This is a genomic window from Alphaproteobacteria bacterium, assembly GCA_037200005.1.
GTDB lineage: Bacteria > Pseudomonadota > Alphaproteobacteria > UBA9219 > RFNS01 > JBBCGY01.
Genome location: JBBCGY010000001.1, coordinates 731814 through 754504 on the forward strand (window position 1 = coordinate 731814; position 22691 = coordinate 754504).

The 22691-nt window shown below is 60.2% G+C and carries 23 protein-coding genes; 9 read left to right on the forward strand and 14 right to left on the reverse strand.

Annotated features, from left to right (window positions below; all coding sequences use genetic code 11):
- Positions 1-4: 4 nt before the first annotated feature.
- Positions 5-1138: an SRPBCC family protein gene (locus tag WDO70_03710; protein ID MEJ0062313.1), complete on the forward strand. Its 1134-nt coding sequence runs from the start codon at positions 5-7 to the stop codon at positions 1136-1138.
- Between the two features lie 64 nt (positions 1139-1202).
- Here WDO70_03710 and WDO70_03715 read toward each other — a convergent pair whose 3' ends face one another.
- Together WDO70_03715 and WDO70_03720 are read right to left on the reverse strand one after the other, a co-directional pair.
- Positions 1203-2384, reverse strand: coding sequence for a hypothetical protein (locus WDO70_03715; protein ID MEJ0062314.1), 1182 nt, complete (start codon positions 2382-2384; stop codon positions 1203-1205).
- Between the two features lie 25 nt (positions 2385-2409).
- Positions 2410-2976, reverse strand: coding sequence for an HNH endonuclease (locus WDO70_03720; GenBank protein ID MEJ0062315.1), 567 nt, complete (start codon positions 2974-2976; stop codon positions 2410-2412).
- Positions 2977-3140: 164 nt separating this feature from the next.
- On the opposite strand from WDO70_03720, the gene WDO70_03725 reads away from it, so the two are divergent.
- Together WDO70_03725 and rapZ are read left to right on the forward strand one after the other, a co-directional pair.
- Positions 3141-3581 carry an HPr kinase/phosphatase C-terminal domain-containing protein gene (locus WDO70_03725; protein ID MEJ0062316.1) on the forward strand — a complete coding sequence of 147 codons (441 nt, stop codon included), beginning with the start codon at positions 3141-3143 and terminating at the stop codon, positions 3579-3581.
- 4 nt (positions 3582-3585) lie between these two features.
- Positions 3586-4479 carry an RNase adapter RapZ gene (rapZ, locus tag WDO70_03730; GenBank protein ID MEJ0062317.1) on the forward strand — a complete coding sequence of 298 codons (894 nt, stop codon included), beginning with the start codon at positions 3586-3588 and terminating at the stop codon, positions 4477-4479.
- A 7-nt stretch (positions 4480-4486) separates the two neighbouring features.
- Here rapZ and WDO70_03735 read toward each other — a convergent pair whose 3' ends face one another.
- A complete protein-coding gene (locus WDO70_03735; GenBank protein MEJ0062318.1) occupies positions 4487-4996 on the reverse strand; it encodes a GcrA family cell cycle regulator in 510 nt (169 codons plus the stop codon).
- Between the two features lie 481 nt (positions 4997-5477).
- On the opposite strand from WDO70_03735, the gene WDO70_03740 reads away from it, so the two are divergent.
- Positions 5478-6650 (forward strand): hypothetical protein, encoded by a 1173-nt coding sequence (locus tag WDO70_03740; protein MEJ0062319.1) that lies wholly within the window; start codon positions 5478-5480, stop codon positions 6648-6650.
- 38 nt (positions 6651-6688) lie between these two features.
- Complete coding sequence (gene parE / locus WDO70_03745) at positions 6689-8674, forward strand: DNA topoisomerase IV subunit B (protein MEJ0062320.1); 1986 nt, start codon at positions 6689-6691, stop codon at positions 8672-8674.
- A gap of 3 nt (positions 8675-8677) precedes the next feature.
- On the opposite strand, the gene WDO70_03750 is transcribed toward parE, so the two are convergent.
- The 9 genes from WDO70_03750 to WDO70_03790 form a co-directional block, all read right to left on the reverse strand.
- A complete protein-coding gene (locus WDO70_03750) occupies positions 8678-9178 on the reverse strand; it encodes a DUF1543 domain-containing protein (protein MEJ0062321.1) in 501 nt (166 codons plus the stop codon).
- A 161-nt stretch (positions 9179-9339) separates the two neighbouring features.
- Complete coding sequence (locus WDO70_03755) at positions 9340-10221, reverse strand: prephenate/arogenate dehydrogenase family protein (protein ID MEJ0062322.1); 882 nt, start codon at positions 10219-10221, stop codon at positions 9340-9342.
- Positions 10221-11309 (reverse strand): histidinol-phosphate transaminase, encoded by a 1089-nt coding sequence (gene hisC, locus WDO70_03760; protein ID MEJ0062323.1) that lies wholly within the window; start codon positions 11307-11309, stop codon positions 10221-10223. The genes WDO70_03755 and hisC overlap by 1 nt, the downstream gene beginning before the upstream one ends.
- 22 nt (positions 11310-11331) lie before the next feature.
- Entirely contained in the window at positions 11332-12147 is an 816-nt protein-coding gene (locus tag WDO70_03765) for a chorismate mutase (protein MEJ0062324.1), read from the reverse strand.
- A 4-nt stretch (positions 12148-12151) separates the two neighbouring features.
- Positions 12152-13225 (reverse strand): chorismate synthase, encoded by a 1074-nt coding sequence (aroC, locus tag WDO70_03770; protein ID MEJ0062325.1) that lies wholly within the window; start codon positions 13223-13225, stop codon positions 12152-12154.
- 3 nt (positions 13226-13228) lie between these two features.
- Positions 13229-14101 carry an enoyl-ACP reductase FabI gene (gene fabI, locus WDO70_03775; GenBank protein ID MEJ0062326.1) on the reverse strand — a complete coding sequence of 291 codons (873 nt, stop codon included), beginning with the start codon at positions 14099-14101 and terminating at the stop codon, positions 13229-13231.
- A 103-nt stretch (positions 14102-14204) separates the two neighbouring features.
- Complete coding sequence (locus WDO70_03780) at positions 14205-14822, reverse strand: hypothetical protein (protein MEJ0062327.1); 618 nt, start codon at positions 14820-14822, stop codon at positions 14205-14207.
- Between the two features lie 3 nt (positions 14823-14825).
- Positions 14826-15782 (reverse strand): DnaJ C-terminal domain-containing protein, encoded by a 957-nt coding sequence (locus WDO70_03785; protein ID MEJ0062328.1) that lies wholly within the window; start codon positions 15780-15782, stop codon positions 14826-14828.
- Positions 15783-15886: 104 nt separating this feature from the next.
- Entirely contained in the window at positions 15887-16375 is a 489-nt protein-coding gene (locus WDO70_03790; GenBank protein MEJ0062329.1) for an RT0821/Lpp0805 family surface protein, read from the reverse strand.
- 115 nt (positions 16376-16490) lie between these two features.
- Between WDO70_03790 and pdxH the strand changes: the two genes are divergently transcribed.
- Genes pdxH through WDO70_03805 form a run of 3 tightly spaced genes read left to right on the forward strand, consistent with a single transcriptional unit; the run spans position 16491 to position 20447 of the window.
- Complete coding sequence (gene pdxH, locus WDO70_03795) at positions 16491-17108, forward strand: pyridoxamine 5'-phosphate oxidase (GenBank protein MEJ0062330.1); 618 nt, start codon at positions 16491-16493, stop codon at positions 17106-17108.
- An 11-nt stretch (positions 17109-17119) separates the two neighbouring features.
- Positions 17120-18037 carry a cation diffusion facilitator family transporter gene (locus tag WDO70_03800; GenBank protein ID MEJ0062331.1) on the forward strand — a complete coding sequence of 306 codons (918 nt, stop codon included), beginning with the start codon at positions 17120-17122 and terminating at the stop codon, positions 18035-18037.
- A 52-nt stretch (positions 18038-18089) separates the two neighbouring features.
- Positions 18090-20447, forward strand: coding sequence for a glycosyltransferase family 39 protein (locus tag WDO70_03805; protein MEJ0062332.1), 2358 nt, complete (start codon positions 18090-18092; stop codon positions 20445-20447).
- Positions 20448-20477: 30 nt separating this feature from the next.
- On the opposite strand, the gene WDO70_03810 is transcribed toward WDO70_03805, so the two are convergent.
- The gene (locus WDO70_03810; protein ID MEJ0062333.1) at positions 20478-20843 is read right to left on the reverse strand and encodes a histidine triad nucleotide-binding protein; all 366 of its coding nucleotides are present in this window, start codon (positions 20841-20843) and stop codon (positions 20478-20480) included.
- A gap of 158 nt (positions 20844-21001) precedes the next feature.
- Entirely contained in the window at positions 21002-21586 is a 585-nt protein-coding gene (locus WDO70_03815) for a glycine zipper 2TM domain-containing protein (GenBank protein MEJ0062334.1), read from the reverse strand.
- A 176-nt stretch (positions 21587-21762) separates the two neighbouring features.
- Between WDO70_03815 and WDO70_03820 the strand changes: the two genes are divergently transcribed.
- Positions 21763-22686 (forward strand): hypothetical protein, encoded by a 924-nt coding sequence (locus WDO70_03820; GenBank protein ID MEJ0062335.1) that lies wholly within the window; start codon positions 21763-21765, stop codon positions 22684-22686.
- Positions 22687-22691 lie beyond the last annotated feature (5 nt).

Consider the following 22691-nt stretch of genomic DNA (forward strand, 5'->3'; position numbering starts at 1 on the left):
CGGGATGTCCATTATCGTAAGCCCCGGCAAGCCCGCCAAGATCGCGCGCGATCCGGCGGTCTGGACTGCCGAATTCACCGATCCGGCCGTCTTGAAGGCCGAGCGCGAGCGTTTCGGACGTCGCGCCTGGACCATGCTGGGCCTTACGCGCGATCTCGCCGCGCATGGCGACTGGATCAGGGCCGATTTGTGGGGCCGCTCGGTATTCGTGCAGCGCTTTCATGACAAGCTCGCCGGTTTCGAGAATGTCTGCGCGCACCGTTTTTTTCCGTTGCGCACGGAGGACAAGGGCAACGGACCGCTGCGCTGCGGCCTGCATGGCTGGATGTATGACGCCAAGGGCAAGGTCATCGGCGCGCCGCTGTGCGAGGAACTGTTCGGCAAGAAACAGGGCGCGCTCGACCGTCATCTGAAGTCTATCGAGGTCGATATCTGCGGCGGGCTTGTGTTCGGGCGCTTGCCGCCGGAGCCGGGGGACGAAACGCCGCGCCCGTCGCTCGCCGACTATCTCGGCCCGTTCCATGCGCCGGTCGAGAAGATCACCGGCTCGTTCGATCCGATGGGCGACATCGAGCGGACGGTCGCCGCCAACTGGAAAATCTGCTACCATCTGACGCTCGAAGATTATCATATCGGCATCGCTCATCCTGGAACCTTCAGCGCCAACGGCTATCTTCCGCCCGGCGTGTTCCGTTATTTCCGGGGCGATCCTCACAGCGCGATGATCGTGGATAAGACCAGGATATATGACGAGATTTTCGCCGACTTCCGCGAGAGCTGCGCGCGCGATCGCATGGCGAAGCCGAGTTATATCATCATGCAAATATTCCCCAATCTCCTGCTCTTCATGACATGGAACGGCATCGCGGGGGTCGGCTTATATACTCCCACCGCGCCTGATACGACCTTCTACCGGATAAACTACGCGCAAATTCTGGAGCCGGACGTGGAGCTGTTTACCGCCGAGGTCAAGGAGGGCATCATGAAATACAGCACCACCCTCGCCGAAGAGGACCAGCTGTCCGCCGAGCGTCTGCAGCAGACGGCGCACCAGACATGGATGGAGCCTATGCTTGGCGGCCAAGAGGAGCGCATCGCCTGGTTCGACGAAACCTACGCGAAATTCATGGCCGGGTAGGGCGTTTTCCGGTGTCCTCCGCCATGTCGATGACAAGGAAATGGAGTCCCCGGTAAATTTCCATTTACTTGCCGAGAGTGAGCAGCGCCTCTTCGAGCGGGCGCATGAAATTCGCCTCGTTGTACCCAAGCTCCGTCGTCCGGAGTTCGCCCGCATCCAGATAATCGGCCTCGTCATGAGCTTTGTCCCAGGCCAGCGCGACGGCTTGTTTGATATCGTCGTCGTTCCATTCAAAGCCGACATAATTCGGCAGGTCGCCGAACAACTGGTCGGTTTTTTCCGAACGGTCGGTCAGCGTCACCGACCCGCTGGCGATGCCCATCGTCACGCGCTCGTGAACGCCGTCGCGCCACAGCGGGCTGGAATTCGCGACCAGGCGGTAATCCGTCATTCTGCGCCATAGATCAACGGCCGGAAATGCGGGAAATATTTCGGCGGTGGAAGATTGCCCGGCCAGATAATCCCATCCCCGGCCATAGATATGGACGGGATAGGCCATCAAGGCGCGCGCCAGGCGGTCGCTGCGCCAAGCGCGGATATAGCGGTCGATTTCCTGGATCACGCCCATGAAGCCGTCGAGATCGCTGAGCGGGCGGCCTATTTTCCCGAACGAAGCCGCCGTTGCCGCCGCGAGGTCGAGATGGCGGTCGGATCGCGCCTGTTCGGCCAGGCTCGCCAGCATGTCGCGCAGCAGGGGCGGGTATTTATTCCAGTTCGCGGCGATGGCTTCGGGCCGGTACGCGGTTTTGGCGAAGAAGAATTTCCGCTGCCGCGCGGCCCAGGGCGTCGCGCGCGCGTACGGATTATGGCCCGGCGAGGTGGGAGGCAGCGACAGCGCCGCGTTGCCCGGCGGCAGGTATTTCTGCCGCGCTTCGAGATGGTCGCGTATGTGATAGCAGTTCAGGATATAGGGGCTGGACACGATATGCTGGCGATAATGATAGGACGGATGATCGAACCAGAAAGCGACGAAAGGCAGCCGCAACGCCGTCCACAGATTAACGTCGTTTCCGGCCAGCAGTTGGCTGCCGACTCCGGCAAAGCCATAGGCGAAAGCGATGTCGCCGCCCTTCAGCGCCTTGCCCAGCAGCGCCAGGCCGCCGGACGCCAGCAGGTCGATGACTTGATGCTGGTATCCCATGCGGGTGAAGAACCGGCCCATCCCCTCGGACGAGTCGATAAGCATGCCGTTCTCGTTCTGGCCGACGAGCGCGAGAATACGGGTGCGTGATCCGAAGGCAGGCATCGAATATTTTGAAATCCAGGAAAACTTAAGCGGGGTCTAGCTCTGTATCCCAATATAGATAATCCCGCCAGCTTTGATGCAGGAAATTGGGGGGGAAGGCCCGCCCGTTTTCCTGAAGCTGGAAGCCCGCCGGGCGGAAGGGCTTCTGCTGCGGGTACATGCCGCACTCACGCGGCAGCCGGCTGCCTTTGCGCAAATTGCATGCGCCGCAGGCAGTGACGACATTATCCCATACCGTGCGCCCGCCGCGCGAACGCGGCGTCACGTGATCGAAGGTCAGTTCGTGGGTGCTGTGCTGCCGCGCGCAATATTGGCAGGCGAAGCGGTCGCGCAGAAAGACGTTGAAGCGGGTGAAGGCGGGGTAGCGCGAGGCCGGAATATATTCCTTGAGCGCGATGACGCTCGGCAGTTTCATCTTCAGGCTGGGCGAGTGAACCTCGCGGTCATATTCGGACAGGATATTGACGCGTTCGAGAAACACCGCCTTGATCGCGTCCTGCCATGACCATAACGATAAAGGAAAGTAACTCAGCGGACGGAAATCCGCGTTCAGGACCAAGGCCGGACAAGTTTCCAGGCTCGCAGTCATCATGATATTATTCCATCTCGCGTCACGATTACGCTCCGCTTCGATTCGCTTCCATTTTATCTAGTTAATCATTAACTTTCCGGCAAGTATAGCCCCTACATTAAGGCTTTTTGGCGGAATTTGTGACATTTGTGCAAAGCGGAAAAGAAAGACATGCAGAGAAATCAATGCCACTGATCCATGCTTCTTGCGTCAGCCTGCCGGACTGCGGCCATGCGGGCGTACTGATTGCCGGAGCGGCGGGCAGCGGGAAATCCTCGCTGGCGCTGCGGCTCATGGATCGCGGGGGCTTGCTCGTCAGCGACGATCAAACCTTGATCGAGGCGGCACCGGAAGGGCCGATGGCGTCCGCGCCTGAAGCTTTGCGCGGCCTTATCGAAATTCGCGGCTACGGCATTATAAAACTTCCGCCGGAAAAAACGGCGGCGGGCGCTCTTGTCCGTTTGTATGTCACGCTGCTTTCGCCGGGGCAAATGCCAGAACCCGCCGCCACGCCAACTATGCAATCGCTTCCCGGTGGCGAAGCGCCTTGCATGCCGCTGACTCCGCATGATCCGGCGGCGGTCGCAAAAATTTTTGCGGCATTGCACTGGTCTTTGCTAGAATGACCGCATGACCAAACCAGCATCAAACAAAAACAACAAACGGCGCCGCGTCATCTTCGTCACCGGCATGTCGGGCGCTGGCATGTCCACGGCGCTGAAGACGTTCGAGGATATGGGCTATGAGGCTGTCGATAACCTTCGCCAGTCGATGATCGGCGCGCTGGTCGAGCATGGCGCGGCGCAGGACAAGCCGCTCGCCGTCGGCATCGACAGCCGCAATGCCGATTTCAATATCCAGGATATGCTTGCCCAACATGAGCGTTTAAGCGCAGACCCATCGCTGGCGGTGACGCTGCTTTTTTTTGAATGCGGAGACGAGGCGCTGCTGCGCCGTTTCAGCGAAACCCGCCGCCGTCATCCGCTCGCCGTCGACCGGCCGGTCGTGGACGGCATCAAGCGCGAGCGCGATCTTTTGCGTCCGCTGATGGATCATGCGGATCATGTGATCGACACCTCGCTCCTGACGCTGCATGATTTGCGCCGCCTGCTCTTCGGGCATTATCGCGCGGAGCAAGGCGGCGGCTTGAATCTTTTCGTGACTTCCTTTGCTTACCGGTACGGAATTCCGCGCGAGGCCGATCTGGTCGTCGATGTGCGGTTTCTGGCCAATCCGCATTGGGATCCGAATTTGCGCCCGCTGACCGGCCAGGACGAGCCCGTCGCCGCGATGATCGCGGGCGATGAAGGCTATCGTCCTTTTGCCGACGGCTTGCTGGCATGGCTGATTCCGCTTTTGCCGCGCTATGCCCAGGAAGGCAAAAGCTATCTGACCATCGCAATCGGCTGCACCGGCGGCAGGCACCGCTCGGTTTTCGTCGCGGAGCAGCTCGGCAACATTCTCGCGGCGCAAGGCCATATCGTCGGCATCAGTCACCGCGATCTGGACCGGACGGGGAAGTAGAATAAAACTACGCGCTCGGCAAACTTGTCTGTGCTTCGTCGCGCTTGCCGCGGCCGCGTCCGAAATTCTGATAGGCGGCGCGGGCGTGATCGGGACAATAAGGCAAGCCTTCCACCGTATGGCAGCCGCAGAATTTGAAATCCTGCGAACGCGGATCGCCGTAAGGCCAGCGGCATTGGCGCTCGGTCGTCTTGATCGGCGCGACGGCGGATTTCATCGCCTCGGCGCTGCGCTTGACGATAGCCACCGGCGCGGGCGGAGGCGGAGGGGGCATGGACGGCCCGGGCCGCATCATGATTTTCTTCGGCGCTCTGGCCCGAACCATGCCGGTGGCCTTGGGCGCGGTTTCATCTTCGCGGCGAATCGGGGAGGGGCGTCCGGACAATTTTAACCGGTGTGCTTTCCCGATCACGGCGTTTCTGGTTAATCCGCCGAGCCTTTTGGCGATATCGCTGGCGCTGAAGCCGTTGCCCCACATATCGCGCAGCATTTGGATCTTTTGCTCAGTCCAGGTCATCGACATTGGCTCCCCATGGCGTAATGTGAATACAGAGTCCGGCGGCAGCTTTCACATATCTGAATATACGCCTGAAAAGGCTATATTATCCAATGGATAGTGCTAGAAAGCCGTCAAATCCCTATATGTTGTGGTCACTGCCTATATACCTAAAAAGAGTAATCCGCGCTAGCGGGTCATTTTACTTATCCACCGAAATGATTTCTTGACATGAAAAGATTGGTTTATTGGAGCTTGGAAAAACCATGAAATGGGCCTGATTTTTACCGGTAAATTGTTACCTATTTTTGATGCTATGAAAGTGCAATCCATATGGGTTTTTTACTTCCGCAAGTAATTGATTTGTGCAATCTTGCGACCTGATTTATGGAAGTGCATAACATTCCGAGGCGCTACTATCGGCTGTAGCAGCCCGGACAAAAAGCTTCCTCCCGAAAAATTGGGATTCTTTGCAATCAAGGCCGATACGGACCACAGCGCTATGACTACCGATTTTGGCTCGCCAGAAGTCTTTAACTATCCGCATCCCCGCGCGCCGCGTCCGGGGCAGGAAGTGGCGGATTTCGTGCGCGGCAATCTGGTCGATCATCCTTCCTTGATCGTTATTGCCGATAAAGTCGCGGATTTTTATCAGACTCGCTTCCGGGAAAATTTCCCCACTGAATCGGTATTCTGGCATCCGGCGCGCACCGCGCTGGGCGTAAAGAAGGATGTCGGGGCATCATGGCCCTCTTCCAAAGTCGCTATTGCCATCGCGGCGGCGCTTGCGCACGACATCATCGAAGACAGCAAGGGCAAGATTACCGCGGATATGATCGGCGCTTGTTGGAATGATCCGGCGGAAGGAAAAATTCTGGCCGACGCGCTCAGGATCAAGACCGACGATCCCAGGCTCAAGGGCGATCATCGGCGCGCGGCGCAGCTCTGCCATATCGAAGAAGCCGCCAGCGGCGTTCATGGAGCGGAGGAAGCCAGTATTTACCTGGCGCTTCTTCCCCGCGATAAATTTGACAATCTCGCCAGCGATTGGCGCGCCTTGCAGGAAGGCTGCCTGCCTTATAAGGGCATGATACGCAACGATACCGAAGCGCTGAATTTCATCTATAAAAAAATGGCCGATCGCGAGATCGTGGAAAGAGTGGATGGGGTTTCCCCGCTTGCGCCGGCTCTCATGACGGAATTTCACGACACTTACCGCTCGCTGATAGGTTCGCTGGTCGCCTCCGATCCCACGACGCTGGCGTTTGCTTCCAGGGAATTGCTGGAGCGTGAGAATCAGCAATCTCCTGGCGTTCGTCTTTTTCGCAGGCTTGCGCAGCAGATGAGGCGGGATCTGAAAGATATTCGCGAGGATAGCGGTTTCCTGTGCTTTCCTTCGCGCGAAGCCGCGCTGGGTTATGTTCTCGATACGGTCATTGTCGAGCATGTCGCCTCCAGCCTGCCCGGCGTCGATCTGGCGGCGCAAGTGCGGTTTCAAAGCACCTATCGCGCCTTGGCGGATGAACTGGTTGTCGCGGGCACGCCCAAGGATATCGCGGGCACGCCTACGGATAATCCGTCGCTGATCGTGGGGCCGGATGATCCGCGCACCCGCAGCGGACTCTTCACGCGGTCGATGATCTCCGCCGTCGTGCCGACCGCGTCGAACGGATAGCTATTTCCCTGGCCGGGGAATCGGTTATATATGCCTCCATGGCCGATTTATTCAAAACCGCGAAGAAGACCGATTCCTACGCCGCCGCCGATATCGAGGTGCTGGAGGGGCTTGAACCCGTGCGCCGCCGCCCCGGCATGTATATCGGCGGCACCGACGAGCGCGCGCTGCATCACCTCGCCGCCGAAGTTCTCGATAACGCGATGGACGAGGCGGTCGCGGGGCATGCCTCGCGCATAGAATTGGAACTCATGGCGGGCAACCGCGTCGCCGTGCGCGACAATGGGCGCGGCATTCCGGTGGATAATCACCCGAAATTTCCCGGCAAGTCCGCGCTCGAAGTCATCATGACCATGCTGCATTCGGGCGGGAAGTTTTCCGGCAAGGCCTATCAGACTTCCGGCGGATTGCACGGCGTCGGCGTATCGGTGGTCAACGCGCTCAGCGAAGAGCTGACCGTCGAGGTCGCGCGCGACAAAGAGCTTTACGAGCAAAGCTACAGCAAGGGCGCGCCGGTATCGAAGCTGAAAAAGCGCGGCGCGACGACGAAGCGCGGCACGACCGTCACCTTCAAGCCGGACGTCGAGATTTTCGGCGCGCGCGCCGCCTTCAAGCCCGCCTTGCTCTATCGCATGGCGCGCTCGAAAGCCTATCTGTTCCGCGGCGTGGAAATCCTGTGGCGCTGCGATCCGGATTTGATCGAAGACGGCAGCGATATTCCGCCCGCCGCCACGCTGCATTTCCCCGGCGGCCTTAGCGACTATCTGCGCGAAAGACTGGAAGGCCGCGTCACCCTGACCACGGAAGTCTTCGCCGATTTCATCGATCTCCCCGGCGGCGCGGGCAAGCTGGAATGGGCGGTGGCCTGGCCGGAAGAAGGCGGCGAGGGATTCTGCCATTCCTACTGCAACACGATTCCGACGCCTCAGGGCGGCACGCATGAAAGCGGCATGCGCAGCGCGCTGCTGCGCGGGCTTCGCGCCTATGGCGAGCTTTCCGGCAATCGCCGGGTGTCGGCGCTGACCGGCGATGAAGCCTTCGCCGACGCCGCCGTGATGCTGTCGCTGTTCATGAGCGAGCCGCAATTCCAGGGCCAGACCAAGGAAAAGCTTGTCAGCCAGGAAGCCACGCGCCTGGTCGAGCAAAGCGTCAAGGATCATGCCGATCACTGGCTGTCCGCCAATCCGCAAGGCGGCAACCGTCTTTTGGAGGCGCTGATTCAGCGCGCCGAAGAACGCGCCCGCGCCGCGCAGCAGAAGGATATGGCGCGCAAGACCGCGACCCGCAAGCTGCGCCTTCCCGGCAAGCTCGCCGATTGTTCGAGGAACAGCGCCGAAGGCACCGAGATTTTCCTGGTCGAAGGGGATTCGGCGGGCGGCTCGGCCAAGCAGGCGCGCGACCGCGAGACGCAGGCCATTCTGCCTTTGCGCGGCAAGATTCTCAACGTCGCCTCCGCGACCGTGGAGAAGCTGCGCGGCAATCTTGAACTCGCCGATTTGATCCTCGCGCTCGGCTGCGGCGCGGGAACGGGCTTCAGCGTCGATAAGCTGCGCTATGAGCGCGTCATTATCATGACCGACGCCGATGTCGACGGCGCGCATATCGCTTCGCTGCTGCTGACGTTTTTCTACCGCGAGATGCCGGGCATGATCGCCGCGGGACGGTTGTTCCTCGCGCAGCCGCCGCTATACCGGTTGAGCCAGGGCGGCAAAAATGCCTATGCCCGCGACGAAGCGCATCGCGACCTGCTGCTGGAAACGGAATTTTCCGGGCGCGGCAAGGTGGATATCAGCCGCTTCAAGGGCCTTGGCGAAATGATGCCCGCGCAATTGCGCGAAACCACCATGGATGTCGGCAAGCGCGCCTTGCTGCGCGTCGTTGTGCCGAAAGCGGGCGATCCGGAAACCGCCGATGAGATCAAAGCCACCGACGATCTGGTCGAAAGCCTGATGGGCCGCAAGCCCGAACTGCGCTTTCAATTCATCCAGGAAAACGCCCGCTTCGTGACCGATGTGGATGTGTAGGGATTATTCTTCCGTAATCACTTTATAGGCGCAAGTGAACTCGAACGGTTCGGGGCTGTCGGTTTTTTGCAGATGGATGTAATATTTCCCTATTCTGTTTAATTCCAATATCTGCTCGACCTCGAACCATTTATCCCGGTGCGGCGTTGTCCAATCCTGGACCTGCGCTTTGGCTTTCTTTTTTGTTTCCTCTTCGTCTTTGGCGACGATCAGAACATTCTTGTGCAATTCGGTGAATTGCTCCGGATCGTAGCCGCCGAGATTGACGAAATAGAGCTTTTCCGGATGTTCTGCCGGATGCTCTTGCAGAGAAACGGCGTAGCCGTCGGCGTTTTTGACAATACCCCACGCGTCGAGATGGAGCATTTTATAATCTCCCCACCACTGTTTCAGAAGATCGTCATAACAATCCTCGATCGTCTCCCCGGCCACGAAACGCATGTCGTGAAGCTCGATATTGGCGTCCTTTTTATAGCCGCCGATATAGGCCATGAATAAATTCATCCGAACTCCTTCTGCCGCAACGCTTTTTAGCTCTTCGCGCAAATGTAGGAAATTTCCCTTGATTTTAATCCTGGCTTGAGGTATTGACTATCCCAGGGAAAATTCTGCCCGAAATCCGCCGCGATGCAAATCCGGCGGATTTTTTGTTGTCCGCGCGTCCGTCAGGCCTGCTTAACCCCGATAACCTCGCGGCGGATGGCGCGGGTGCGGGCGAAGAGGTCATGGAGTGTCGCGCCGTCGCCCTTTCGGATCGCGCGCTGCAGCGCGGTCAAATCTTCCGAGAAACGCTGCATGATTTCCAGAACCGCCTCGCGGTTGTTCAGGAAAATATCGCGCCACATCACAGGATCGCTGGCGGCGAGGCGGGTGAAATCGCGGAATCCCGCGGCGGAATAGCGGATCACTTCCTGCTGCAGGTCGCCCGCGAGATCGGCCGCCGTGCCGACGATCGAATAGGCGATCAGATGCGGCAGATGCGAGGTGATCGCCAGCACTTTATCGTGATGCGCGGCATCCATCGCCTCGACTTTCGAGCCGCAGGCGGCCCACAAGGCTTCGAGTTTTCCGGTCATCGCCGGATCGGTGCCGGGCAGGGGGGTGTAAAGATAGAAACGCCCGTCGAACAATTCGGCGAAACCGGCGTCGGGGCCGGAATGCTCGGTTCCGGCGATGGGATGGCCGGGAATGAAATGAATGCCGGGCGGGATATGCGGCGCGATGGCGGCGATGGCGGCCTGTTTCACCGAACCGACATCGGTCACCAGCGCGCCGGAGCGCAGGGCGGGAGCGATCGCGCGCGCCACGCTCTCAAACGTGCCGACGGGGGTGCAGATGACGACGAGATCGGCCTCGCGGACGGCTTCGGCAGCATCGCCCACGAAGGCGTCGCCCAGATTCAATTCGCGCGCCCGCGCCAGATTTTCCGGATCGCTGTCGGCGATGGCGATATGCCCCGCGAGGCCATGCTTGCGCAGCGCCCGCGCCAGGGACGAGCCGATCAAGCCGATACCGATGATCGCCGCGCGGTCGAAAATAACGGGCATCAGGATTCCTTGGCGCAGAAATTCTTCAAGGCTGCGACCAGCGCCAGCATTTCGTCTTCCTTGCCGACGGTAATGCGGACATGATCGGGCAGGCCATAGCCCGGCATCGGGCGAATCTGGATCGCGCCGTCGCGCATATAGGAGATAAGCGCTTGCGCCCTGGCCGTCGAGCCGACGCCGGTCAGCACGAAGTTCGCGACACTGGGATGAACATGGAAGCCGAGGGCGTTCAGCTCGGCGCTCAGCCATCCGCGCCAATGCTTGTTATGCTCACGGCTGCGGCGCAGGAAGTCCCTGTCTTCCAGGCTGGCGATGGCCGCCGCCGCCGCAGGCCCGGCGATGTTGAACGGATTGCGCAGCCGGTTGATCGTGTCCGCCAGCGCCATCGAGCCATAGGCCCAGCCGACCCTCATGCCGCCGAGGGCATGGATTTTGGAGAAAGTATGCGTGACCACGACATTGGGCGTGGTCGCGGCGAGGCCCAGGCCGTCGGTATAGTCGCTTTCGGTCATGTATTCGGCATAGGCAGCGTCGAGCACCAAAAGAACTTCGCGCGGCAATCCGGCGTGCAGGCGCATCAGGTCGGACTCGCTGATATAGCTGCCGGTCGGGTTGTTGGGGTTGGCGATATAAACGATACGCGTGCGGGGCGTGACCGCGGCGAGCATGGCGTCGACATCGAGCGTGAGGTTCTTTTCAGGCACGGCCACGCCGGTCGCGCCGACCGCCTTGGCCACGATGGAATACATCGCGAAGCCGTACTGGCTGTAGATGATTTCGTCGCCCTCTCCGGCATAGGCGCGCGCCAGCAGGATGATGAGGTCGTCCGATCCCGCGCCGCAGATGATCCGGTCCGCCTCTATGCTATAGGCCGCCGCGATAGCCGTGCGCAGTTCGGCATAGGTCAGGTCGGGATAGCGGTGCAGATAGGTCGACGCCGAATGATAGGCGGTGATCGCCTTCACGTTCGGGCCGAACGCGCCTTCGTTGAAGGACAGGCGAATGAGATTACTGTTGGGCGAAAAAGGATCGCCGGCGCGGTAATGCGCCAGGGATTCAATGTGTGGTTTCGGTTTGGGCTGGATCATGGCGCTATGAAACGGTCTGGGGTTAGGGCAATGCCACCGGTACGGCATAGCCTCCAACATAGCGCACCTGGCCCACAAGCCGCAATGCATTGAAAAGCGAGGAATCCTTGTCAATCAGGTGACCCGCCGTCACCAGCCAGTACTTCCGTTCCTTGGCTGAAAACAAATGAACCGGCGGCGTTCCGGCTTTCTTGCAAGCCGCGCGAATGGCGGCGGCGCTGATGGCGGTTTTCGAGGTTAGCAGGATCAGCCCATGATCCTGCCCGGTCGGTTCCGGATCGAGACGGGCGACGGCCAGCGCGCCCTTGCGGCTGCCGCGCCAATTGCTGCGTTTGGCGTCGCGCTGGTCGAAAGGCAGACGGGCGAAAATCCGCAATTCGGGATGGCGGGCCAGTTTCGTCCACCATGGATCGCGTCCGCTATTTTCCGGCAGCGGCAGCACGGCGATTTTTGCTTTGCCTTTGGTCAAGGCCTCAAAAGATTTTGCCGTGGAGGCGCAGGGTATCATCGGCGTGAAGCTGCCGTAATAATCGCGCGCCATGTCCCAGAATTCATCCGTGGTCGCGACGTTCAGCCCGCCTTCCGTCAGCGTGAAGGCGCCGATCATCTCGCGCCATATTCTGGCGATGAGGCCGGGCGGGAGCTTGCCCTGGTCGCGTTCGAGCAAGGCGCGCATCATCGCCGCCTCGCGTCCGGGACGGATATAAAGATGCTGCTTGCCTTTGACGGCGGGCACCTTGGATATGATTTCGGCGCGAGCGACCAGGGCATCGTGCAGAATGTCGTCGATGGCGTCGATCTGCGCGCGGAGCTTCAGGAGGGCTGCGGGCGTCTTCATGAGATCAGCCTGCCATCGCCTTGTGCCGCAGCCAATGATCGGCCAGCACGCAGCCCATCATCGCCTCGCCGACCGGAACGGCGCGGATGCCGACGCAGGGATCGTGCCGCCCCTTGGTCTGAATCTCCGTGTCCTGGCCGTGGATATCGATGGTGCGGCGTGGCGTCAGAATCGAGCTCGTGGGCTTCACGGCAAAGCGCACGACGATGTCCTGGCCGGTGGAAATGCCGCCGAGAATGCCGCCCGCATGATTGCTGAGAAAAACCGGCTTGCCGTTTTCGCCCGCGCGCATTTCGTCGTTGGAGTTTTCGCCGGTCATCGCGGCGCTGGCGAAACCGTCGCCGATTTCCACCGCCTTGACCGCGTTGATCGTCATCATCGCTCGCGCGAGATCGCCGTCGAGCTTGTCATAGATCGGATCGCCTAGGCCGGCGGGAACATGGCTTGCGACGATTTCGATAATCGCGCCGGTGGATGATCCTTCCTTGCGGATGCGCTCGAGATTTTCCGCCCATCGTTCCGCCGCTTTGGCGTCGGGACAGAAAAAAGGATTGCGGTCGATTTCATTCCAATCCCAGTTGGCGCGGTCGATCTTGTCCGCGCCGACCTGAATCAAGGCGCCGCGAATGACGATGCCCGCGCCGAGGATTTTCCGCGCGATCGCGCCCGCCGCGACGCGGCAGGCGGTTTCGCGCGCCGAGCTGCGTCCGCCGCCGCGATAGTCGCGGATGCCGTATTTGGCCTGATAGGTGTAGTCGGCGTGGCCGGGGCGGAACTTATCTTTGATGTCGCCGTAATCCTTCGAGCGCGCGTCCTCGTTCTCGATCAGCAGGCTAATGGGTGTACCCGTCGTCGTATCCTCGAATACGCCGGACAGGATTTTCACCTGGTCAGGTTCCTGGCGCTGCGTGGTGAATTTCGACTGGCCCGGCTTGCGGCGGTCGAGATACTGCTGGATGTCTTCGGGTTTGAGCGGCAGCAGCGGCGGCGCGCCGTCCACCACCACGCCGATGGCGGGGCCGTGGCTTTCGCCCCAGGTGGTGAATCGGAAGATCGTGCCGAAGCTGTTACCGGCCATCGTTTATGCCGTGTGGTTCTGGCTTTCCGCCATGTTGCCGACCAGCTCGCGCAGCGCGGCGATTTCGTCCACCGCCACCATGCCGACGGCGTGATAGCCCGCGTCGACATGCATCACTTCGCCGGTCATGCCGCTGCCGAGATCGCTGAGCAGATAGAGCGCGGCATTGCCGACTTCCTGCTGCGTGACGTTCTTCTTCAGCGGCGCGTTGATCTCGTTCCATTTCAGGATATAGCGGAAATCGCCGATGCCGCTCGCGGCCAGCGTCTTGATCGGCCCCGCCGAGATGGCGTTGACGCGGATATTGTCCTTGCCGAGATCGACCGCGAGATAGCGGACGGATGCTTCCAGCGCGGCTTTGGCGACGCCCATCACGTTATAATGCGGCATGACGCGCTCGGCGCCGAGATAGGACAGCGTCAGGAGGCTGCCGCCGTTTTTCATCATCGGCAGCGCGCGCTGCGCCAGCGCGGTGAAAGAATAGCAGGAAATGTCCATGGTCTGCAGGAAATTGCCGCGCGTGGTATCGAGATAGCGCCCGTCAAGCTCCTTGCGGTCGGAAAAGGCCACCGCATGGACGATGAAATCGAGATTGTCCCAATGCTTGCCGAGTTCGGTGAACACGGCGTCGATGCTGGCCGCGTCGGTCACGTCGCAGGGCAGCAGGATATTGGAGCCGATCGACTGCGTCAGAGGCCCGACGCGCTTAAGCAGCGGCTCGCCCTGATAGGTGAAGGCCAGTTCCGCGCCGTGCGCGGCGGCGACGGAGGCGATTCCCCAGGCGATGGAGCGGTCGTTCGCGACGCCCATGACGAGGCCGCGCTTGCCTTTCATCAGATTGGAAACCAACGGGGAAACAGCAGGTATGTCGGACATGAGAAACCCTTAATATCAAAGCTGGATTCCTTGCAATATGAGTTGGCATGCAAGGGTGGCGGCTACTCTACACGATTGATTTGGCGGGTCAAATGGTCGGGCTTCAGGGGTTGAATGTGAATTTCCGGCATTCTCCGAAGGAATCGGAGCTCAGCATGGCTGTCTTAATACTGGGAGACGCCGAAATATATTTGACGAACCTATCTTCCCGATTAATGCCGAATGCATTGGTCGAAGTATAATATTTTTCGCCCTGGCTATCAGCAAGAACCAGGAAGCAAATCGGCCCCTGGCCGGAATCTATCGTCTTAATCCCATGTTTAGTGACGGCCATAACCTCAAGCACTTTGAAAGTTGTTCCCCGCGGAACATCGATAACTTTCATGTCTTGGCGTGTGAAATATTGCTTTCCGATTGAAGGGTTGCCGATATCTTCGGGACCGACAAGCTCATGGGAAATCTGGCCAAGAATAGACAGGCTCCCATATTCGCCCTTGCCCGGCGCGCCAATGGCCTGATAGGCCTTCCGCGTGGTCATAAGCATTCCTGAGGCCAACGCCTCCGGCACCGGCAAGATTTCTTCGGTATAAGTGCCATGCACAAGGCCATCAGTGCCCAGCATTGATAACCCGACTATTGCCATCACCCCGTCGATAGGGTTGCAGGCGCATAAGGACAGGGCGGCGAGCAATACGGCAAGATTTCTGACAGCCTTGGGCATCCGTCAGCTTTCCCACCCCAATTTGGCGCGGGGGTCATAGGCGTGCTTCTTGCTCCATTTTTCCACAATGTCGGCCAGCGCATGATCAGGCGGGTCGGGCAGCACGACTTTGAGCCTGACATACAAATCGCCCGATTCCTTGCCGCCATAGGCAGGAACGCCCTTGCCTTTAAGGCGCAGCAAGGTGCCGGTATTCGCGCCTTTATGGACTTTGACCGCCACCGTGCCGTCGAGCGTCGGCACCTTGATGCTGGCGCCAAGCAGGGCTTCGGAAAGGCTGACGGGCGCTTCGAGGTTGATGTCGCGATCCTTGCGGGTGAACCATGGATGCGGCGTGACGCTGATGTCGATGATGGCGTCGCCCGCGCCGCCGGGGCCGGGCTGGCCTAATCCTTTCAGGCGCAGCTTGGTTCCGTTTTCGGTTCCGGGCGGGACATTGACGTCGATGGTCTTTCCCGACGCCATGGTGACGCGCTGCTTGCCGCCGAGACAGCTTTCGATGAAGCCCACCGTCAGGGTATAGGTGGCGTCGCCGCCGCGCGGTTTGGTCTGCGCGCCGCCGCCCATGCCCGCGCCGCGCCGCTTGCTGCCGCCGAACAGATCGGCGAATAAATCTTCGCTGAAGCTGCCGAACGGATCGGTATTGCCAGAAGACGCTGAACTGTAATTATAGCTCCGTCCGCCGCCCCCATGCTGGCCGAACGGATCGCCACCGCCGCGCGCGAAGCCGCCGCGTTCGTTGCCCATGTCGTCGAGCTCGCCCCGGTCGAATTTGGCGCGTTTGACCGGGTCGGATACGAGATCGTAGGCGGCGGTGATTTCCTTGAATTTATGCTCGATATCCTTGCGTCCCGGATTGACATCGGGATGCAGCTTCTTCGCCAGCTTGCGATAGGCGCTTTTGAGCTCATCCGCGGTTGCGGATTTGGTAACGCCGAGGATTTGATAAGGGTTGGCCATTCAGATGTCGAGAACCGGTGTCAGATATCGGGAGATTCTATCCGATAGAGCGCGCTCTATCAATGCAGAACCTCCGGCATCCGGCGCCGGCCTCGGCTGTCTGGTTACTTGACGACTTGCCAGGAGCCGTCGGGCTGTTGGCAAGCCTGGCCGTAGGCGGCCTGCTTCTTGCCGCCGACCGTGACCGTGGTCTGATATTCGCGGCAATAAGCGCCGGTCGAAGCGTCGTGCCCGTCACGAGTCGGAACGATGGTGCCGGAATTGCCGTTCTGAGGATTGCTCCAGACGATTTGCTGTCCGACGGGGGCCGAATAGGCTTGGCTTTGGGCTCTGCCCATATAGGTCTGGTCGGCGCGGTCGAGCGAAACGCCGATCGAATTGCCGGCCCAGCCGCCCAGAAGGACGCCCGCTACCGTGGCGATGGTCTTGCCGGAGCCGCCGCCGAACTGGTTGCCGAGCAAGCCGCCGAGCGCCGCGCCGCCGACCGTGCCGACGCCTTCTTTGGTGCCGACGCTGCTGAGGCTGTCGGTCTGGCAGGCCGATAGGGCCAGCATGAGGCCGAAAAGCGGGGCCAGGAGAATTTTGCGTGTCATGACTTTTCCTCGCATGATGATGATTGGACAGAAACAGGCCTGCCGTGCAGAATCGATACTGGACCTTAGCGTAATTCCTAAATTTGGCGCAACTATGGCGAAGGCCGGGTAGCAAATGACAGAGGATGCAAGACATAAGGCGGACGATTTCGGGCCGCCGGGCGATCCTTTCGGGCTTTTCAGGCAATGGTATGAAGATGCCGTTAAAGCCGAGCCGAACGATCCGAACGCGGCGGCTCTTGCTACCGTCGGCGCGGACGGCATGCCCGCCGTGCGCATGGTGCTGGTCAAGGATTTCAGCGAACGCGGCTTTACCTTCTTCACCAATTACGCGAGCCGCAAGGCCGATCATCTCGGCGAGCATCCTCAGGCGGCTTTATGCATGCACTGGAAATCGCTGTCGCGGCAAATTCGCATCGAAGGCGATGTCGTTGCCGCCACGGAAGCGGAAAGCGACGCCTATTTCGCGAGCCGGACTCGCGACAGCCGATTGAGCGCCTGGGCATCGCTGCAATCGCGGCCGCTGGCGCACCGGGACGAGCTTGAGGCGCGCGTCGCCTCGTTCGCCGCCAGATTTCCCGGCGAGGTGCCGCGCCCTCCTCATTGGGGCGGTTTCCTGCTGCGCCCCCGCATGATCGAGTTTTGGAGTCTCCGTCCGCATCGCCTTCACGACCGTCTTGCCTATACGCGCCAGGCGGACGGAAGCTGGACGGCGATGCGGCTTTACCCATAATCGGAAAACGGATGACGGAAGAACAGGACAACGGACGGCTTCGGCGCTGGGCAACCCATGCCAGCATAAGCGTGGCGGTCATTTTGATCGCCGCCAAGCTTACGGCCTATATTCTCACCAACTCGGTGGCGGTGCTGTCGTCGCTCATCGACTCCACGGTCGATCTGCTGGCGTCGCTGGTGACATTCTGGGGCGTCGCCAGCGCCTTGCGCCCGCCCGACCGCAAGCATCGCTACGGTTACGGCAAGGCGGAGCCTTTAGCGGCATTGGCGCAGGCGGCCTTCATTACCGGCTCGTCGGTGCTGCTGGGATATGAATCCCTGCATCGCCTTCTGGAACCCAGCGTTCCCACGGATCTCCCGGTTGGATACGGCGTCATGGCGCTGGCGATCCTGCTGACGCTGCTGCTGGTTTTGTTCCAGAATTTCGTGGTGCGCCGCACGGGCTCGATGGCGATCAGCGCCGACCGGATGCATTATCGCGGCGATCTGCTCACCAATGTCGCGGTTATCGTGGCGCTCATTCTCGGCGACGTGACGGGCAGCGGGCTGTTCGATCCGGCTTTCGCGTTGCTGATCGCCGCGATCCTGATCGGCGGCGCGGCGAGAATCGCCCGCGCCGCTTTATCGGTTCTGCTCGACCGCGAACTTCCCGAAAGCGAGCGGACGCAGCTAAGCGCGCTGGTGCGCGGCCATCCGCAGGTGCGCGGAATGCATGATCTGCGCACCCGCAGCGACGGCGACAGGAAATTCATCGAGTTCCATCTGGAGCTGGATGGCAGTTTGACTTTGACCGCCGCGCATGACATCGCCGACGCCATCGAGCGGCAGCTACGCTCCTCTTTTCCGGGGGCGGAAATCTTGATCCATCAGGAACCGGCGGGCCTCGACGATGAGCGGCTAGATAAGCGGGTGGAAAACTCGAAGTAGCCATGGCCGCGCATATTGGCTATGTGACTTCAGGGACAATGAGTGAATCGGAATGCTTCTCGGCTGGCTGAACTTTATCGGATTATGCGCGCTCGCGGCGGCCTGGACGGCGCGGCGCGAGAAAGCGCAGCAGATACCGCGCTGCGAACAGCCGCTTGTCTGGTTCGTATTCATATGGTTCGCCCTGATCCTGACCGGCCACGTCCTCACCATTTTCGGCGAGCTTAACAATCCGGTTCTCTATTGCGGCGTCTCGCTGCTTATGCTTTCCGGCGCGATGTGGAGCTTTGCGCGGCTTGCTCCGGTGAACAGCGTGCCGCGCCCGGTCTGGGACGCGCCCGCTCTTCCTTTTTATAGCTTCGGCAATCCGAAAACCGAAAAATATCTCGGGCGCGCCCTGCTTGCGCTGCTTGCCGTCGCGGCCGCATGCAGCTTGATTTTGGTGCTGCATAATTACGCTGGCAACGCGGATTCCGTATCCTACCGGCTGCCGCGCGCCTTCTGGTATGTCAGCCATGGCGGCTTCCTGCATCCTTTCGATGCCTTCGACCGGCGCACGATATTCTATCCGCTGAACGGCACGGCGCTTTATGTGCCGCTGGTGGTGTATGGCCTGCCGGGCACGTTCCATAACGCGCCGACCTATATCGCCTGGCTTGCCATCGCGCTGGTCTGTTACCGGTTCGCGCGGACGCTCGGCGCGGGACGGACGATCGCGCTGCTGGCGACCGCGCTCGCCGCGCTGACGCCCAATGTCCTGGTGCAGGCCGCCGCGACGAATGACGAGATTCTGGCGGGCGGCGCTTTGCTGCTGGCGGTTTATTTCCTGTTCCGCTGGCTGCAGGCGGATCAGAATATCTATCTGCTGCTCGGCGTATGCGCGGCCGGCATCGGCATAGGCACCAAGCTGCATGTGGTGTTTTACCTACCGGTGCTCGCGGTGGCGCTGGCCATGATGATCTATGGCGCATGGCGGCATCCCCAAACCGCGAAACGCATAGGGCGGTGTGCCGGCTGGAGGGGAGCGGCGGCGTCCCTTGCTTTGCTTGCCGTCACGATCCTGCCGTTTCTCGTCTATAATAAGATTTCGTCGGGAAAGTTTTATTTCGCCGATGAATTCGCCGACGCATTTTTCAATACTCGCGGCAAGCTGCATGTCGCGCTGCAGAATACGCTGATTTATTTCGCGCAGATGTTCGTGGCCCCGGTCGCCGATCTCTATGGCGCGCCGGACGGCGACGACCGCTTCGCGTTTCATAACGCGCTCAATGATTTTTTCCGGCCTCTGATCCAGCCGTTTCTCAGCGCCGACCGCGCCGATTACCATCTGCAATATAAATTCACCGGGGTCACTTTGCCGGTATCGCCGGCCTATCTGGAATACAGCCTGTGGGCGGGGTTCATATATCTGATCGCGCCATTCGCCTGGATTCAAATCGCCTGGACGAAAGCGCTGCCCTGGCGCGGCTGGTGGATGCTGCTGGCGCTGTCGCCTTTCATCTGGATGCTGACATGGTGCGCCAGCACGCTCTATATGGAGGGCACGCCGACCTATCTGGCGTATTACCTGATCGTCGCCGCGCCGGCGCTGGCCTTCGCTTTTCTGAAAATCGACCGGGCATGGCTCAATCGCCTGCGGTGGGCTGTGGCCGGTTTCGTGCTTGTCACCCACATCGTCATCGACGCGAATACCTATCTGTATAATGAATTCCGCAATGTTCCCCGGTTGATGACCTCGGCCCGGCTGCCTTACGATTGGGAGTTGATGGAGCAGAGCGTCATCGGCGAACTCGAAGCCGCCAAGAAAATCCGCATCGTCTTCACGCGCTGGGGTCTGTCCTATTTCGGCTTCATGCACCACAATCCGCATGCCTTCTATTACGGCCCGCACGAGGCGGTGCCCGATCCGGAGCAGACGCTCGTCGTCTATGCCGCGCCGGGAGCCCAGCACTGGGGCTTCGCGCCGGTCTATGTGCCGCACAAGCCGACGTCCGGTTTGAGCTTCATAGGCAAAATGCGCGGATGGAGCAATGAAGGCGTCTTCGCGCTTGGCAACGGCGTCGAGCGGCGATGGCCCGACCGTAACCGCTATCTGCTGTTCTTCGTCAAGGCATCCGTAGGCGAGGGCAAGCTCTTCGTCGATTTCTCCGAAACCTTGCCCGGCCTTAACGCCGATGACCGCCTCGAATTCCGCTATGAAATCATCGATCGCGGCCAGACGCTCGCCAGCCGCGATTGGGACAGAAGCCCCGTTTGGCGCATCTCCGTGCCCGATTCATATCACGGCATGGATTACATGGTGAGAATTGCCGTGCGCGTGCCCGGCCATGCGGAGCCTGACGTGACGTACGACCTCGACCTCGGCGGCGTTCGCGAATGGACGGCGGACATGATCGGCGCGCGGCCTTAGAGTCTGACAAGATTCTGAACAGACTCTTAGCTAATCGCTTCGCGACAGCATCGGGCCGAGCGCCCGTCCCGCGAGGATATGAATATGGAAGTGCGGCACTTCCTGGTGCGCGTTCGCGCCGTTGTTGGCGATCAGCCGCCAGCCTTCCGCCGCCGCGCCGGATTCCTTGGCCACAAAGCCGACCGCGCGCCAGAATCCCTCGATCTCGGCTGTGGTAGCATTCGCGCTGAAATCGTCCAGCGTCACATAAGGCCCTTTGGGAATGACCAGCACATGGATAGGCGCTTTGGGATGAATGTCATGAAACGCCAGCGCATGGTCGTTTTCATGGATTTTTTTGCACGGAATTTCCCCGCGCAGGATTTTGGCGAAGATGTTGTTCGGATCGTAGGTCATGGGGCTTCCGGAAATGATTGCGGAAGCACGACTATAATCCATCCGTCAAAAAACAAAACCCTGGCAAAAACAAAACCCCGGAGCCGCGTACATCCGGCGGCTCCGGGGGCGATTTCCCTTAAGGCCATGATTGATGGCTGGGAAATTTCTATGGGAGTTTATTGGGTGATTTTCCAGCTTCCGTCGGGCTGCAGGCATGCCGTGCCGTAAGTTTCCCGCACCTGGCCGCCGACGACCGCGCGCTGGGTATATTCGCGGCAGTAATCGGCCGACTGCTGATTGACCTCGAGGTAGGAAGGCTGCGGCGCATAAACTTGCTGCGGCGCGTAAACCTGCTGCACCTCCAGCGCGCGATAGCCGCGATGCCTGTGGCCACGCCCGCCATAATAGGTGGATGTATACACCACATTCACCGGAGCCGCGGGCTGCGCGACATAGTTGGGAGTGTAGCCGCTGTTATAATAGACTGTCTGCTGCGGCTGATAATAAGTCCGCTGAACGCCGCCGCTTCCATTGCCGTCCCATGTTCTGTCGACATGATGGCCGATGACGCCGCCGGCGATCACACCCACGGCGGTCGCGACGCTTTTGCCGGTGCCGTGGCCGATCTGGTTGCCGACAAGGCCGCCCAGCCCGGCGCCGACAAGGGTGCCGACATCGAGAATTCCGTCCGCCCTGGCTGGAGCGGGCGCGGCCATCACTGCCGCAGCGACCAGTCCCAAAACAGCAAAACGGCGTATCATTGTCATCTCCTTAGGTTAAGCGGTGAAAATCACCCGCGAAAATCAGGGTAGGGCCGGGGTGTGGCAAGATCATGGCGGCGGCGCGGCAATAATTCGGCAAAACGCCCGGATTTGCCGATTTCCTCTATTTGGCCTAAGCTAGAGGGTAACTTATTGATTTTGCTGAAGAGAAACATATGAATATCGAGAATATGACCTTGCTGGCGGAGGCGGGCATCGCCATCGGTGTGCTGATCGGCGCGGGAACAACCATGCCGATGCTGCTCGAATTTCTATTCGAGCGCTCGAAGCGCAAGGAGCGGATCGCCCTCAGTCTGGAAGAATTGGAAGTCAAGGATATCCGCGCGCCACTGGCCGGCTGCGACGATTTGCTGCAAGATATCGCCGATCTGATCGACCGCGCCAGGCATCCCGGCCCCTATAGCAAGCTGAGGGTCGGCAATGAAATCCTGATTATCGGCCCGCCGCTGTCGGGCAAGAAAACGCTCGCCAAGCGGATCGCCATCGATGCGGCGATGAACCGCTTGTTGATCGTTCATAATCCCCGCAACGGCGACGCGCTGGCTGCCGCCAAGCGGATCATCCAGAAAAAAGGCCATGACAAGATCATGCTGCTGCTGCCGCGCCTCGATCTGATCGACCCGAAGGAAGACGAGGAGTTGCTCACCGAGCTCGACGCGCTGATCGAAACCGCGACCGGACGCGCCAATGTCCTGGTCGTCGGCACCGCCATCCATTACGAACACGGCAACGAGATCGACAATCTGTTCGGCACCGTGCTGCCGATGCCGGGAACGCCGGTCGCGACGCCGAAGTCGCTGCAGCGAAGCGAGGAGGTCAAGCATATGCTCGACGCCGTCGCGCGGCATTATCTCGGCCAGGCGCTCAAGGAAGGCGATCAATTGCAGGATATGACCGAAACGGATTTCATCGCGCGCGTTCTCGACGCCGTAACCAACCCGGCGGAAATCGAAGACATCACGGCCTTATGCCAGACGGCGGCGCTGTATCGCCAGCGCACCAGGCAGACGCCGACGCGCGTCATCACGCCCGGCATTCTCGAAAAAGTCATCAAGCGCGTGGTGATTACGGAGATATAGAGCGA

Excerpts from the sequence above, each read along its gene's own strand:
- WDO70_03710 (MEJ0062313.1), top strand. The coding sequence starts at position 5 with ATGTCCATTATCGTAAGCCCCGGCAAGCCCGCCAAGATCGCGCGCGAT.
- WDO70_03715 (MEJ0062314.1), bottom strand. The coding sequence starts at position 2,384 with ATGCCTGCCTTCGGATCACGCACCCGTATTCTCGCGCTCGTCGGCCAG.
- WDO70_03720 (MEJ0062315.1), bottom strand. The coding sequence starts at position 2,976 with ATGATGACTGCGAGCCTGGAAACTTGTCCGGCCTTGGTCCTGAACGCG.
- WDO70_03725 (MEJ0062316.1), top strand. The coding sequence starts at position 3,141 with ATGCCACTGATCCATGCTTCTTGCGTCAGCCTGCCGGACTGCGGCCAT.
- rapZ (MEJ0062317.1), top strand. The coding sequence starts at position 3,586 with ATGACCAAACCAGCATCAAACAAAAACAACAAACGGCGCCGCGTCATC.
- WDO70_03735 (MEJ0062318.1), bottom strand. The coding sequence starts at position 4,996 with ATGACCTGGACTGAGCAAAAGATCCAAATGCTGCGCGATATGTGGGGC.
- WDO70_03740 (MEJ0062319.1), top strand. The coding sequence starts at position 5,478 with ATGACTACCGATTTTGGCTCGCCAGAAGTCTTTAACTATCCGCATCCC.
- parE (MEJ0062320.1), top strand. The coding sequence starts at position 6,689 with ATGGCCGATTTATTCAAAACCGCGAAGAAGACCGATTCCTACGCCGCC.
- WDO70_03750 (MEJ0062321.1), bottom strand. The coding sequence starts at position 9,178 with ATGAATTTATTCATGGCCTATATCGGCGGCTATAAAAAGGACGCCAAT.
- WDO70_03755 (MEJ0062322.1), bottom strand. The coding sequence starts at position 10,221 with ATGCCCGTTATTTTCGACCGCGCGGCGATCATCGGTATCGGCTTGATC.
- hisC (MEJ0062323.1), bottom strand. The coding sequence starts at position 11,309 with ATGATCCAGCCCAAACCGAAACCACACATTGAATCCCTGGCGCATTAC.
- WDO70_03765 (MEJ0062324.1), bottom strand. The coding sequence starts at position 12,147 with ATGAAGACGCCCGCAGCCCTCCTGAAGCTCCGCGCGCAGATCGACGCC.
- aroC (MEJ0062325.1), bottom strand. The coding sequence starts at position 13,225 with ATGGCCGGTAACAGCTTCGGCACGATCTTCCGATTCACCACCTGGGGC.
- fabI (MEJ0062326.1), bottom strand. The coding sequence starts at position 14,101 with ATGTCCGACATACCTGCTGTTTCCCCGTTGGTTTCCAATCTGATGAAA.
- WDO70_03780 (MEJ0062327.1), bottom strand. The coding sequence starts at position 14,822 with ATGCCCAAGGCTGTCAGAAATCTTGCCGTATTGCTCGCCGCCCTGTCC.
- WDO70_03785 (MEJ0062328.1), bottom strand. The coding sequence starts at position 15,782 with ATGGCCAACCCTTATCAAATCCTCGGCGTTACCAAATCCGCAACCGCG.
- WDO70_03790 (MEJ0062329.1), bottom strand. The coding sequence starts at position 16,375 with ATGACACGCAAAATTCTCCTGGCCCCGCTTTTCGGCCTCATGCTGGCC.
- pdxH (MEJ0062330.1), top strand. The coding sequence starts at position 16,491 with ATGACAGAGGATGCAAGACATAAGGCGGACGATTTCGGGCCGCCGGGC.
- WDO70_03800 (MEJ0062331.1), top strand. The coding sequence starts at position 17,120 with ATGACGGAAGAACAGGACAACGGACGGCTTCGGCGCTGGGCAACCCAT.
- WDO70_03805 (MEJ0062332.1), top strand. The coding sequence starts at position 18,090 with ATGCTTCTCGGCTGGCTGAACTTTATCGGATTATGCGCGCTCGCGGCG.
- WDO70_03810 (MEJ0062333.1), bottom strand. The coding sequence starts at position 20,843 with ATGACCTACGATCCGAACAACATCTTCGCCAAAATCCTGCGCGGGGAA.
- WDO70_03815 (MEJ0062334.1), bottom strand. The coding sequence starts at position 21,586 with ATGATACGCCGTTTTGCTGTTTTGGGACTGGTCGCTGCGGCAGTGATG.
- WDO70_03820 (MEJ0062335.1), top strand. The coding sequence starts at position 21,763 with ATGAATATCGAGAATATGACCTTGCTGGCGGAGGCGGGCATCGCCATC.